The sequence below is a fragment of the Sphingomonas nostoxanthinifaciens genome (genome assembly GCF_019930585.1).
Classification (GTDB): Bacteria; Pseudomonadota; Alphaproteobacteria; order Sphingomonadales; family Sphingomonadaceae; genus Sphingomonas_I; species Sphingomonas_I nostoxanthinifaciens.
Window position 1 is genome coordinate 2,522,659 of sequence record NZ_CP082839.1, and the last position, 13,868, is coordinate 2,536,526.

Consider the following 13,868-nt stretch of genomic DNA (forward strand, 5'->3'; position numbering starts at 1 on the left):
TTGCGTAGATAAACGTCGGTTTTTGGGATCAACGAACGGCCCAAGTAGGGTGCACGTCGCGTAATTTTAAATCGTGCCGAGCCGTTATGCGTGGCGGGGCCGTCCGTGCCCGTGGTGTAGGGATGCGCGAGCATATGATACGCCAGGCGACCTAATCTCGCTGCCGCTCGTGGGCGGACCGTCCGCTGCGTTCGCTGCTACGAAATCCGGCGTGGCTGTCCGAAGATGTCGGGGCCGCGCGCAATTTTCCCGAGCATGTACGCGCTCGGTTTTGGCTGACGGATCTGGGTCGCACGATCGACGGCGATCAATCCGAATTTCGGTGCATAGCCGAACAGCCATTCGAAATTGTCCATCGCCGACCAGTGCATATAGCCGCGCACGTCGCAGCCATCCGCCATCGCGCGGCGAAGCCCGGCCAGCGCCGCCTCGATATAGGCGATGCGGATCTTGTCGTCCTCGATGCCGATCCCGTTCTCGGTGACGATGACGGGAACCCGCGCACGGCCTGCCGCGTAGCGAACGGTGCCCTCCAGCGCCTGCGGGTAATATTCCTGGCCGATCTGCGTGCGTACGGTACCGGCGGCAGGCTCGACCCGGCCCTGTGCGCCATAAAGCTCACGCGTGTAGGTCTGCACTCCGACGAAATCGTCCGCGCGCGCCTCGTCGAGCCAGACGTCGTACATCTCCGCCCGCTTGCTCGCCCCATAGGGACCGTCCGGCGGGACGCTCTGGATATCGGCCATAGCCAGCGTAAGGCCGACCGGCAGATCCGGCCAGATCCCCTTTGCCGCACGCCTCGCCGCGCGATGGCAGGCGCGAACGATCGGCTTGGAGATGGCCACATCGTCGAACAGGAAGCTGGAGAAATGCGGCGCGTTGGTCGCGGCGGCAGCGGCCTGCATCAGCGGCTGCGCCGGCACGAAGCCGGAGAATGACAGATTGGCTTCGTTGAAAGTGCAGAGATGGTCGATCAGGTCGCCGCAGTGGCGGATCGTCCGTTCGGCATAGCGGGCGAACAGTACGATCGCCGCTTCGCTCTGGAAGCCGCCCTGGCAGGCGAACCATAGCGGCGAAGTGAAGTGGTGCAGCGTCACCACGGTCTTCAGCCCGTGCTTGCGGCACGCCAGCAGGACCGCCCGATAATGATCGAGCTCGGCGGTGGAGAACAGCCCTGGCAGCGGCTCGACCCGCGCCCACTCGATCGAGAAGCGATAGCTGTTGAAGCCGAGCTGCGCGAACAGCGCGATATCCTGCTCGAAGCGGTGATAATGATCGCACGCATCGCCCGATTTCTCGCGGAACGGCGTGCCCGGCAGCGTCTCCAGCAGCCAATTGTCGCTGTTGAGGTTGTTGCCCTCGACCTGATAGGCGGCCGTCGCGCACCCCCACAGAAAGCCCTTGGGGGCAGTCGGTGCGGCATCGGCGCCCTTCGACGCCGCGCTCCCGATCGCAGCAGCACCGGCCGCGAGCATCGTTCGCCGGGACAGGTCGAACGCGCTCACTCCTGCACGACCAGCCGGGACGAGAGGATCGATGACGCAGCATCATGCCCCAGCCTGATCGGGAACGATCCCGCAGTCCGAACCCACTTGCCGTCGCGATAATCGGACAGGAGCCGCGGATCGATCGACACTGTCACGGTCTTGCTCTCGCCCGGCTGCAGCATGACGCGCTGGAACCCGATCAACCGCGGCAGCGCGGCCCCGCCGTCGAGGGCCACATCGGCATAGACCTGCGGCACGTCGGCGCCGGCGACCCTGCCAATATTAGTCACGGTGAAGCTCACCTTGCCTGCCGTCGCGCTCAGGCCACGATAGGCGAACCGCGTGTAGGACAGGCCGAAGCCGAACGGGAAAAGCGGCTTCGCACCGTTGCGCGCATACCAGCGATAGCCGACGTCGGCGCCTTCCGGATAATGCACCTCAAACGGCGGCACGCCGCCGGTGATGTCGACCGTCGTCAGATCGCCGATCGGCTTGCCGGCATTGGCCGCATTCGCCTGATGCACCAGATCGAGGCCCGGAATCTGCGGACGCGGCGCCTGCGCCATGCTGGCGGGGAAGGTCAGCGGCAGGCGACCGCCCGGATTGACGTCTCCGAACAGGACGCGCGCGATTGCGGGGCCGCCACGCTGGCCGGGATACCACGCCTCCAGCACGGCGCCGACCTTCGACAGCCACGGCATCGCGACGGCGCCGCCGGTCTCGAGCACGACGACCGTCTTGGGATTGGCGGCGGCGAGCGCGTCGATCAGCTTGTCCTGCCCGTCGGGCAGCGACAGCGTCTCGATGTCGAACGCTTCGCTGCGCCACTGCTGGGCGAAGACGATGACGACATCCGCCGTGCGCGCCGCGGCGGCCGTGGCGGCCACGTCGCTGCCGTCGAGATAGCGCACCGTGGCACCCGGCGCACGCGCGCGGATCGCGTCGAGCGGCGACGATGCGTGATAGCTGATGCGGATGAAGGCGCTGAGCGGTCCGCCGCCGGGCAGCGGCTCCTCGACCGGCAGGCCGCCGACCGAGCGCACCTGCGACGAGCCGCCGCCCGACAGCACGCCCTTGTCGGCATGCGCGCCGACGACGAGGATCGTCCTGGCGGTCGCGGCCAGCGGCAGAAGCTGTCGCTCGTTGCGGAGCAGCACGATCCCGGCCTCCGCCGCGCGCTGCGCCACGTCGGCGTGGGCGGTGTAGTCGATCGGCTGGGGCGTCGCAGGCGTCGGGTGATCGACCAGCCCCTCCGCGATCATCGTGCGCACGATGCGGCGCACCATGTCGTCCAGCCGGGCCTGCGGCACGCTGCCACCTGCGACCGCCGCCTTGAGCGGGGCGCCGAAGAAGGGCTGCTTGTCGAGTTCCTGACCCGATTCCTGGTCGAGACCATTGATCGCGGCCTTCGCGGTCGAATGAACCGCGCCCCAATCGGACATGACCCAGCCGTCATAGCCCCAGTCGCGCTTCAGCACGTCGTTGAGGAGGAACGCATTCTCGCAATCATGGTCGCCGTTGACGCGGTTATAGCCGCACATGACCGACCCCGGATGGCCGGTCTCGATCGCGATCTGGAAGGCCAGCAGGTCGCTCTCGCGCATCGGCGCTTCGGCCAGCCGGGCATCGAGGACGTTGCGGCCGCTCTCCTGCGCGTTGAGCGCATAATGCTTGATCGTCGAGACGATCTGGTTCGACTGGATGCCGCGGATGGCGGCGCCGGCGAGCATGCCCGTCACCAGCACATCCTCGCTCAGATATTCGAAATTGCGGCCGTTCAGCGGATCGCGGGTCAGGTTCGCGCCGCCCGCGAGCAGGACGTTGAAGCCCTTGGCGCGTGCTTCGGCGCCGATCATCGCACCGCCGGCATAGGCGATGTCCGGATCGAAACTCGCCGCTGTCGCAAGGCCGGACGGGAGTGCCGTCGCGACGTCGCCCTTGCGCATCTCGCCGCCATTGGCGACGCCGAGGCTGGCGTCGCTCTCGAACAGATCGGGGATGCCGAGGCGCGATACGCCCGCGACGTGGCCGGCGGCGTTGCGCGCGTCGCCGGGATGCGTCTTGAGGAAAGCGCTGCCGAAGGTGCCGTTGACCATGCCGATCTTCTCGTCGAGCGTCATCCGCGCGAGCAATTGATCGGCCCGCGCATCCACCGCCCGATCGGCGCGGGCAGGTGCGGCGATGGCGGCGAGCGACAGCAACAGGGCCAGCGCGGAGCCGGTGTCGCGCGCGAGGGAGCGCAGGTTGGTCTTCACGGTCTTGCCTTTCAGCTCTTGTTCTTGCGTGGCGTGATGAACCGGGAAGCCATCAGGTCAAACAAAAAGGGGCGGCGGTCGAAACCGCCGCCACAGGGTGGGGCTCAGAATTTCTTGCGGATGCCGATCGAGACGACCCGCCCGAGCGCCGACGCGGTGGTCGGATCGAACCCGTAATAATTGTTGCCCGCATCGTAATAATAAGGTGGCTTCTTATCGAACAGATTGGTGACATCCACCGTCAGCTGGGTGTTGTCGCCGATACCCGACAGCGGAAGCCGCCAACCGCCGTGGAAATCAACCGTGGTGTTCGACGACGTCTGGCTGCCGTCGATCAGGTTGCGATAATGATTGGTGTAGTTGACGAACACCGTCGCATCGTACCGGTCCTTCGCCCAGCCGAAATGCGCACGCGCCTTGAAGTTGACGGCATAGTTGGTGTTGAGGCGGCTGGTGACGACGGTGTCACCGTTGATCTTCTGATCGAACTTCCACAGCCACGTGCCGGCAGCACCGATGTTGAACGATCCGAAGTCGCGGGTGAAGGCATAGGACGCGTCGAAATCGATGCCGTCAATCTTCTGCTCGGCAAAGTTCTGGCGGCGCAGGTCGTAGATCGCCGTCGGCAGCTGGGTCACGTCGGGATAGGAAATACCGTCGTGACGCAGGCCGGCGGTTGCGGCGAGCACCTCGGCTGCGGTCGGTGCATAGGTGCGATAGCGATCGTAGATCGGGTTGTTCGGCTGCGTCACCACGTCGAAGCCGGGGAAGGTGATGACGTTCTTGTAGTCGATGTTGAAGTAGGACGCGCTCAGCTTCACGCCGGGCGCGAAGATCGGCTTGAAGTCACCCCCCAGCGACCAGGTGGTCGCCTTCTCCGGCTGCAGCTTGTTGCCGCCCGCCAGGATGATCGAATAAGCGCTCGATCCCGCGCCGGTGAAGTCGCTGAACCGGATGACGCGGGTGTCGATCGCCGTGCCGGCGTCGGCGAGGCTGGGCGCGTGGAACGACTTGCCGAAGCTGCCGTGGAACGTGAGGCTCTCGACCGGGGTCCAGTTCACGCCGACCTTCGGATTGGTGGTGCCGCCGACGTCGTTATAATGATCGTAGCGACCCGACAGCGACAGATCGAGCTTCTGGAAGCCCGGCATCGCATTGTCTGCGCCGAACACCGGGATGAAGAGCTCGCCGTAGAAAGAGTAGCTCTTGCGGGTGCCGACCGTGGAGGTCTGCGGTTGCGTGCCCGACGGGCCGACATCGACCGTGGCGGCGAAGCGCTCGCGCCGGACGTCGGTGCCGAGCGCGGCCTTCACCGCGCCGCCGGGCAGGTTGAACACCGTGCCATCGACCTTCGCGAGGCCCTCCAGCACCGTCTGCTGCCCGTAATAATGCGTGCGATAGTCGCCGATCTGGCTGACCAAAGTCGACGAATTGGCCGGGCCGACGCCGTAGGGGTTGAACTGACCGCTCGCCACCAGCGAGGTCAGCAGCGTCTGGTTGATACCGGGCTGATAGATATTGTCGCGCTCGCGCCCGTAATTGGCGTCGATCGAGCCCTTCCAGTCCGCGAACAGGTTGGCATCGATGCCGACGTTCGACGACCACGTCTCGGTGCGGATGCGGTTGGTGACCGTCGGTCCGAAATCCCCCGTGGGATTATAGGTGACGGACTGCGCGCCGGCGGGAACGCCCAGACCGAGAACGTAATTGTAGAATTGCCCGCTGGTGACAGGCACGCTGAGGCCGCCGCTCGCGACATAGCCGCCGGAAATCGCCTGGAGCGAATCCACGTCGCGACGCGAGTAGATGGTGCGCGCATGCAGCGTGATACCGTCGGTCAGTTCCTGACGGAGCGAGATCATGCCCTGATGACGATGCTGCGCCGGGAACAGGTCGTTCGCCTTGTTGACGTCGCAGGTATTGGTCGCGCCGCGTGTCGCGCTGTTGCCCGATAGCGCATAATTGACGCCGCCGACCGTAACGTTGGCCGGATTGCACAATGTCGAAGGCGTGTTCATGTGATAATAGTCGCGTTCGCGACCATTGACGTTCGAATTCTTCGAGAATTCATAATCGAACAGGATCGATCCGCTGCTCCACGTCTTGCCGGCCAGAATGCTGGCATTGTACGTCCGGTAGCCTTCACCGAAGCCGATCTTGCCGTTGGTCTCGATGCCGTTGACGTTCTTGCGCAGGATGAAATTGACCACGCCGGCGACGGCGTCCGAGCCGTAGATCGACGACGCACCATCGGCAACGACCTCGACGCGCTCGATCGCCGAAGGAGGGATCGCGCTGGGGTCGGGGGCGGTCTGGTTGATGCCGGCGCCCGGCAGGCGCATGCCGTCGACCAACACCAGCGTCAGGCCACCGCCGCCATTGCCGACGCCGATGCCGTGGATTGCCGGCTGGTCGACGAAATTGGCCTGATCGTGGCCGGTATTGCCGCCGGTCGCGCCGAAGCTGCCGAGCTGCGGCACCGAGCGCAGCAGCTCGGTGGTGGTGGAGGCGCCCGTCGCGACGATATCAGCGCGCGAAACCGTCGTCAGCGCGGAACCGGTCGGAGCGACACCGCGGATGCTGCTGCCCGTGACCACGATTTCCTGCGTTGCTTCGGGAGCCGCGGGCGGCGTGGCGCCGCCGATCGACTGGGCATCGGCGGCCGAAGCGGCCGGCGTTGCGGATGTCTGCGGGCCCTGCGCGCCAGCGCCGGTATCGGACGAGCTGGGATTGGTCTGGGCCTGCGCGGGTGCAGCCTGTTGTGCTTGAACGGGCATCGCTGCGCACAAGGCCGTTCCGCCCATCAGCGTTGCCACCAAAAGATGCCGGTTGCTCATAATCGTTCCCTGTCAGTTATTGTCTATGTTTTTGCGTGCATAATTTGACCCCGCGCCCATTGGAGCGCAGGTCATCATACGGCCGGTCTTTGACCGGCTCAGTTCAATAGCGTCGATACGCTTTGTTCAACTGAAACCCCTTGGTCATCTACTCTCCAAATCGGCAGTGGAACCGAGTCCCTGCCCGCGCAGCAGGTTATCCCTGCTTTGATGAGCCATTCTTAAAGCCGTTATAGCCCATTGCAAGAGAATTCCAATAGGCGATAGTTATGCCCATATAGTGGGACTATTGCAGTCACTCGCTTGAGCCGAAACGTAAATTCGGCGCCATCGTCAGGCGGCTCGCGGCCGCCCGCAACCGAATCGTTTCATTTAATGACTTCCTTGCCCACAAAATGGGAATATAGGAACAGAATGCTGGTGGCCTTTGGGCCGCTGCATGCTCGACAGGTCGGAAGGCGATCCGACGGCGATGGAGCGAGGATGCCTTGGTGACGACCGCCGCAAATGTGCGACGCGAGGGCTCAGTGCCTTGTCGCGCGCTCGCGTACGACGCCAGGCCGATTCTGCCCAGCTAACAGACTTACCAACTTGGCGACACCATCGTCGCCTGAACCAACGGCACATGCCCGGCGACGGGCGAAACCTTCTGCGGGACTGACGCAATGGCACGATCGACGCACATCATCCGCGCACTGAATCGCATGCTGCTCGCTTCAACGATGGCCGCGGGGACCGCTGCCTTCGCTCAGTCGCCGTCGCCGGATCCGTTGCGCGCCGGGTTCGAGACCCCGCCCGACAGCGCCCGACCGCGCGTATGGTGGCATTGGCTGAGCGGCAACATCGCCAAGCAGGGCATCACGCTCGATCTCGAATGGATGAAGCGCGTCGGATTGGGTGGCGTGCAGATGTTCGATGGCGACATGGGCGCACCGCAGATCGTCGACCATCGTGTGAAGGCGCTCACCCCCGAATGGCGCGACGACCTGCGCTTCGCCGCGGCTGAAGCCGATCGACTGGGCCTCGAATTCGGCATGGCAGCCGCGCCCGGCTGGAGCGAGACCGGGGGGCCTTGGGTGCCGCCGGAATCGGGCATGAAAAAGGTCGTCTGGTCCGAGACGCAGGTCACGGGTGGGCGCCCGTTCACCGGCAGGCTCGCCCCGCCGCCGTCCGTCCCCGGCCCCTTCCAGGCGATCCCGATGCACGATCCGCTGGGCCGGGTCGAGAATACCATGCCGGGCTATGTTCACGACGTCGCGGTGATCGCCTATCGCGCACCCACGGGCGAAACGCCGTTGGCCGCGCTGCGACCGACCATGACGTCGAGCGCGCCGGGCGTCGATCTTCCCGCGCTGGTCGATGGCGATTTGAACAAGAGCGTGACGCTGCCGACACCGACGCCCTCGGCGCCGGTGTGGATCGCCTATGCCTTTGCCAAGCCCGCGACGATGCGCGCGCTGTCGATGGTCGGCCCGCTCGGCGGCCGCTTCGCCACCGGGCCTCAGGGACGGATCGAAGCGAGCGACGATGGCGTCCACTGGCGCGCGATCCGTACGATCACCGGGCCCGCGCACAATCCGGCGCCGCAGCGCACCTTCGCCTTCCCTGCCACCACCGCGCGCTGGTTCCGCGTGATCTTCGATCGGCCCGAAATCTCGCAGGAGCCCTATCCGCACCCACCTGGCATCGCGCTCAACGAACTGATGCTGGTGCCGGGCGCGCGCGTCGACCTGTTCGAGGACAAAGCCGGCTTCGGCGTGATGCCCGATCTGGATGCCGACCACAGCCCGCAGATCGCGGCCGACGCGGCGATCGCGCGCGACGGCATCGTCGACCTCACTGCCAAGCTCCGCCCCGACGGCAGCCTTGATTGGACGCCGCCCAAGGGCGAGTGGGTGGTGCTGCGCATGGGCTATTCGCCGACCGGCGAGGTGAACCACCCCGCAACCCCCGAGGCGACCGGGCCCGAGGCGGACAAGCTCAACGCCGCGCACGTCCGGGCGCACCTCGACGCCTATATGGCCCCGGTCATCAAGGAGCTCGGGCCGCTGATCGGCGATCGCGGCCTCAAATATCTCATCACCGACAGCTGGGAAGCCGGCGACGAGAATTGGACCGAGGCGATGGCCGCCGAGTTCAAGCGCCGCCGCGGCTACGATTTGACGCCGTGGCTGCCGGTGCTGGCCGGTCGCGTGGTGGGAAGTGCTGCGCAGAGCGACGCCTTCCTCTGGGATTTCCGGCGGACCCTCGCCGATCTGCTCGCCGAAAATCACTATGGCACGATCACCCGCTTCGCCAAGGAGCATAAGCTTGGCTATTATGGCGAGGCCGAGGGTGCGGCGTGGCCGACGGTTGCCGACGGCATGCTCGCCAAGAGCTATACGGACATCCCGATGGGCGAATTCTGGGCGATGCCGTTCGGCGGCAAGCCGGCCGCCTATCAGGGCGTGCGCGCCGACGAATTCCCCGCCGACGTGATCGAGACGGCGTCGACCGCGCACGTCTACGGCAAGCCGCTGGTGGCCGCCGAATCCTTCACCTCGTCGCAGCCACTGTGGACGACGACCCCATGGAAGCTGAAATGGGTCGCCGACAAATATATGGCGATGGGCGTCAACCGACTGGTGATCCACACCTCACCGCACCAGCCCGACGATGCGCACAAGCCGGGGCTGACGCTCGGGCCGTTCGGGCAGACCTTCACCCGCAACGAGACTTGGGCGGAGATGGCGCAGCCGTGGGTCGAGTATCTCGCGCGTGGCTCATACCTGCTGCAGCAGGGCACGGCCGTTGCCGACATCCTGTATTTTTACGGCGAGGGCGCGCCGTCGGGCGTCCCATATCGCGCGGTCGGCCAGCCGGCTGATCCGAAGGGCTACGGCTTCGATTATGTGAATGCCGACGCGCTGCTGCGGCTCGCCACGGTCAAGGACGGGCGGATCGTCTTCCCCGGCGGCGCCTCCTATGCGGTGCTGGCGCTTCCCGACACGCTCGACGCCATGACGCTACCGATGATCGAGAAGATCCGTGACCTCGTCGCGGCCGGCGCGCGCGTCACCGGGCCGAAGCCGGTCGCGTCGCCCAGCCTTGCCTCGGATGCTGATACCGTCAGGACGATCGCGGACGAGCTGTGGGGCGACATGGATGGTCGGATCCTCACCCGTCACGCATATGGTCGCGGGGAGGTCTTCTGGGGCCCCAAGCCGATATCGGTGCTGGGCGACGCCGGGGTCCCGCGCGACTTCGACTTTGCCGCGGCCGATCCGGGCTTCGATCTCCGCTTCGCGCATCGTCGCCTGGGCGATGGCGACATCTATTTCGTCACTAACCAGAGCGATCGGGCCGGGCCGGTCACCACCGATTTCCGGGTGACAGGCTACGTTCCCGAACTGTGGCACGCCGACAGCGGCAAGATCGAGCCCGTGGGCTACGAAATTCGCGACGGCATCACGCGCGTGTCGTTGACGCTCGAGCCCTACGAGGCCGTGTTCGTGGTGTTTCGCGCGAAGGCGTCGGGCTCGGCCGGCACCGCCGCTGCCGCCACGACGCGCACGATCGCGGACGTGACCGGCCCTTGGACGCTGCACTTCCCTGCCGGTTGGGGCGCTCCCCCTTCGCTGACCATGGACCGCCTGGCGTCGTGGACCAACAATACCGATCCGGCGGTGCGCTATTTCTCCGGGGTCGGCACGTACGAGAAGGTGATCGACGTATCGCGGGCGCAGCTGGCCGGCGCAGGCCGGCTGGTGCTCGATCTGGGAGCGGTCGGCGAGGTCGCGGAGGTTCGGATCGACGGCAAATCCGCCGGAACCGCGTGGAAGCCGCCCTATCGCGTCGACGTGACCGACAGCCTGCATGCCGGTCGCAACCGCGTGGAGATCCGCGTCGCGAACGTTTGGCGTAACCGTCTGGTCGGCGACAAGCAGCCCGGAACGAAGCCGCTCGCATTCACGAATGCGGCGGCAGGCGGCGGCTTCGCGGCGCTCGGCGGCATCATCGACAAGGATACCGCGCTGAGCCCGTCAGGCCTGCTCGGTCCGGTCAAATTGGAACGGATAGACTCTACCGGCCGATGATCAAGCGGGAGGCGAGGAGATCGCACGAATTTTGGCTGCAGTCGCTGGGCCGGCGGCAGCGGAGGGAATGGACGTTTAGCGAATTGCTCAAATCATCTTCACCCCAGTCCGTCGGAATATGTCGCCATGAGCGATGCGGTTGCCCTCGGATTGTTTAGATGATGATGGCGCTTCTACGCCTCTGAGACGTCAATGCCTGGTGTGAATTGATCTAATCCTTCGGTCGCCTCGACGCCCGTTCGACCATCGCGATCCATCGCGTGCTGCTGCTGATCGTGCCGCTGCTGCTCGTAATCCCGCTCGCCATCGCCTGCATCCGGATCTGCGTGCGGCGCGGATTGGCACCGCTGACGCGGATTTCCGCCGATCGGCAGGCGCGGGACTGGCATACGCTGGAGCCGCTCGCAGGCGGCAATGATGCCGAGGAAATCATGCCGGTCGCCAATGCGCTCGACATGCTTCTCGCGCGCCTCCGCCGGGCTGCCGCCGTCCAGCAGGCATTCGTGGCGGATGCGTCGCACGAGCTGCGCACGCCGCTCGCTGCGCTGCAGATCCTCGTGCAGCTACTGGAGGAAGCCCAATCCTCTCCAGACCGAGAGGCGGCGATTCGATCGCTCAAGGAAGGGATCGCGCGCGCCAACCGCCTGTCGCATTAGCTGTTGGTGACGTCGAGGCTCGATGCCGAGACGGTGGATGAGCAACGGTCGCGTTGCTCATCCACCGGCCTCGCCGAGCAGGCGATCATCGATCTCTCAACCCTTGCCGCATTGCGCGATATCGACCTCTCCATGCCGTACCGCGACGACGTGCAAGTGTTCGGTAATGCCGATCACCATGGGACCAGCACCGTGCTTGCGACGGGCACTCTCAGCGTGACCGATGCGTCCGCCGTACCCGAACCTGCGTCATGGGCACTGATGCTCGGCGGCTTCGGCATGGCGGGCGGCGCGATGCGCCGCCGCCGCGTGACTGTCCGTTTCGCCTGAAGCAGAGGGGGTAACCGGGCGATCACCCCGCCGGCCCGTTCGCCGGCGGGGTGAACACAGCGCGCAAACGACGCCAAAGCCACGGGTGATGCAAACGGAACAATGATCGACTGGCAATCGGCCTGCAGCCGCTTGAATCAATGGCGCTTCAGCCACCAAGGCATGTCGCCGACAAGAGTTGCGCGATCAGGGCTCGCCCGGATCGGCAAAGTCGGCCTCTACTGCTTAAGTTCAGCCCGCCCAGTGCTCGATCGCGGCGAGTGCCGCAACGTCGCCGAATAGATCGTCGACCGCCATTTTTTCTGTAATGATCTTTTGATCGAAGGCCCAGTCGGTCACCAGCTGAATTCCCTTTCGGTTCGCCTCCACGCCGATCGGCGGATAGATTGCAGGCACACCGCCGTCGGCAAGCGCCCGGCTTTCGACCAGCATGCGGAAGATGTCGCGCACGATGTCGGGCCGTTCACGCGCGAGGCTTTCGTGGACCACGAACATGTGGTTGATCGGCACCACGCCCTCGCGCGCATACCAGTCTTTCGCCGCTTCGAACGGCTCGGGCACGAAATGGGCGACGCGCGGATCCTTGAGCAGGTCGACGCCCTGCAGCGTCGCGACCAGTTCACCGTCCAGCATCATCTGTCCGATGTCCGAGCCCTTCGATCTTGGCATTGGAATCGTAGCCGACCCGACCTGGTGTCGCGTAGGTATAGTCGAGCGCCGGCTCAAGCTTGTCGAACGTCAGCATCGCAGCCATCGCAATGGCCGCCCAGGCCAGAAGCACGAAGATTTTGTGCTCTAAGACAAAACGAGCCAACGCAGCCCTCCGGGGATCGATTGAGAGAATGGCGCCTCCCCTCACAGCCGCGTTGCCCGGACCGTGGATCACGGATTACGGAATCGTATAGACGACCGCAGACAAGGGGGGTGAGGCTCGGCCGACATTCCCGGGCCCGCCGACGCGGCCCAGCGCAGTCTGTGCAGCGGTGGCCTTGTAAACGCCCGGAGTGTCGCGGGTCACGCCGCCGCTAAAGCCGGCAGCGAAGGCGCCCGCGCCGCGACGTTTACGGCGATGCCCGTCGGCACGAAATTTCCGCCGCCGGAGGGCCCGACATATATTAGGCCGTAGACTCATAAGCGCGTAGCCACAGTCGCATTGAAGCGAGCTGAACCATAGCGAGGAAGTTTGCGGCGAGCTTGTCGTAACGAGTGGCGATGCGCCGGAAGTGCTTCAGTTTGCTGAAGAAGCGCTCGACCAGATTGCGCTCGCGATAGAGCTGCTTGCTGAAGCATGGTTTCCATTTGCGATTGGATTTGGCCGGGATGTTGGGCACTGCGCCTTGGGCCTCGATAAGGCCGCGGATGCCATCGGCATCATAAGCTTTGTCCGCGAGTACGATGGTTCGCGGACCGAGACGGTCGAGCAGGTGATACGCGGCGGGGCTGTCATGCGCCTGCCCGGCGGTCAGGCCGAGCCGGATTGGGAGCCCTTGCGCGTCGACGACTGCGTGGATTTTGGTCGTGAGGCCGCCCCGTGAGCGACCGAGACAATGATCTGGATCCCCCTTTTTGCCGTCGCGGCCTGCTGGTGGGCGCGAACGGAGGTGCTGTCGATCATCTGGATGTTGCCGTCATGTGCGGCGGTGATGGCGTCCATCATTCGATCCCACACGCCCGCCTTCCGCCATCGCACGAAGCGGTTGTAGCAAGTCGTGCGAGGGCCGTAGCGCTCGGGCAGGTCACGCCACGGCGCACCGGATCGCAGCACCCAGAAGATGCCATTTAGCACGCGCCGGTCATCTACGCGCGGCACGCCTCGCGGTTTGTTGGGCAGCAGCGGCTCGATCACTCGCCACTCGAAGTCTGTCAGATCATATCGGCTCATGCCGAAGCTGAATCACAATCTGGCTCGGCGTGAAAGCGGGTCGGCGGCTCCGCCGGCACTAGCTTTTTCCGGTGTAGCTCATGAGGTAAGATCTGCGGATGGACACCCGATCGCGCACGCTGCCTGCTCATATCAGCGACAAAGTTCGTGAAATGCCAGAGACCTCTTATGGCAGCACCCGCGTGATCGTGACGCTCGATGACGGCAGTCGCGTCCGTGATGTCCATGTCGCTTGGGCAACGGAAGTGGTCAGGGTCGGCCAGCAGGATGATATTACGTTTGATGCCTCACGGGTCGTAAACATCGAACTTCAAAGCCCCGCGTAGATCACCCTTTTATGGGTTC

At 65.0% G+C, this 13,868-nt stretch carries 9 protein-coding genes and 1 pseudogene; 4 read left to right on the forward strand and 6 right to left on the reverse strand.

From position 1 onward, the window contains the following. Positions 1-197: 197 nt before the first annotated feature. From K8P63_RS11980 to K8P63_RS20865, 3 genes are all read right to left on the reverse strand, one after another. Positions 198-1,505, reverse strand: a complete 1,308-nt coding sequence (locus K8P63_RS11980; protein WP_223796264.1) for a glycoside hydrolase family 1 protein — start codon at positions 1,503-1,505, stop codon at positions 198-200. Next, positions 1,502-3,742 carry a beta-glucosidase gene (locus K8P63_RS11985; protein WP_398287510.1) on the reverse strand — a complete coding sequence of 747 codons (2,241 nt, stop codon included), beginning with the start codon at positions 3,740-3,742 and terminating at the stop codon, positions 1,502-1,504. Before K8P63_RS11985 ends, K8P63_RS11980 begins: the two co-directional genes overlap by 4 nt. Positions 3,743-3,846: 104 nt before the next feature. Then, a complete protein-coding gene (locus K8P63_RS20865) occupies positions 3,847-6,579 on the reverse strand; it encodes a TonB-dependent receptor plug domain-containing protein (protein WP_317629307.1) in 2,733 nt (910 codons plus the stop codon). A gap of 665 nt (positions 6,580-7,244) precedes the next feature. On the opposite strand from K8P63_RS20865, the gene K8P63_RS12005 reads away from it, so the two are divergent. The 3 genes and pseudogenes from K8P63_RS12005 to K8P63_RS21030 form a co-directional block, all read left to right on the forward strand. Continuing rightward, complete coding sequence (locus K8P63_RS12005; RefSeq protein ID WP_223796265.1) at positions 7,245-10,655, forward strand: glycosyl hydrolase; 3,411 nt, start codon at positions 7,245-7,247, stop codon at positions 10,653-10,655. 260 nt (positions 10,656-10,915) lie between these two features. Continuing rightward, complete coding sequence (locus tag K8P63_RS12010; protein WP_223796266.1) at positions 10,916-11,311, forward strand: histidine kinase dimerization/phospho-acceptor domain-containing protein; 396 nt, start codon at positions 10,916-10,918, stop codon at positions 11,309-11,311. 225 nt (positions 11,312-11,536) lie between these two features. After that, positions 11,537-11,641, forward strand: a pseudogene (locus tag K8P63_RS21030) (PEPxxWA-CTERM sorting domain-containing protein); the annotation flags it as partial. 231 nt (positions 11,642-11,872) lie between these two features. Here K8P63_RS21030 and K8P63_RS12020 read toward each other — a convergent pair. From K8P63_RS12020 to K8P63_RS12030, 3 genes are all read right to left on the reverse strand, one after another. After that, the gene (locus K8P63_RS12020; protein WP_223796268.1) at positions 11,873-12,274 is read right to left on the reverse strand and encodes a hypothetical protein; all 402 of its coding nucleotides are present in this window, start codon (positions 12,272-12,274) and stop codon (positions 11,873-11,875) included. Further along, on the reverse strand, positions 12,261-12,455 hold the full coding sequence (locus K8P63_RS12025; RefSeq protein WP_223796269.1) for a hypothetical protein: 195 nt from the start codon (positions 12,453-12,455) through the stop codon (positions 12,261-12,263). The genes K8P63_RS12020 and K8P63_RS12025 overlap by 14 nt, the downstream gene beginning before the upstream one ends. A gap of 301 nt (positions 12,456-12,756) precedes the next feature. Continuing rightward, positions 12,757-13,523, reverse strand: a protein-coding gene (locus K8P63_RS12030; protein WP_223796151.1) for an IS5 family transposase whose coding sequence is annotated in 2 segments (ribosomal slippage) — positions 12,757-13,211 and positions 13,211-13,523 — 768 coding nt in all. Because the reading frame shifts where the segments join, the coding sequence is not laid out codon by codon here. A 98-nt stretch (positions 13,524-13,621) separates the two neighbouring features. On the opposite strand from K8P63_RS12030, the gene K8P63_RS12035 reads away from it, so the two are divergent. Then, positions 13,622-13,849 (forward strand): hypothetical protein, encoded by a 228-nt coding sequence (locus K8P63_RS12035; RefSeq protein ID WP_223796150.1) that lies wholly within the window; start codon positions 13,622-13,624, stop codon positions 13,847-13,849. The last annotated feature ends 19 nt before the right edge of the window (positions 13,850-13,868 follow it).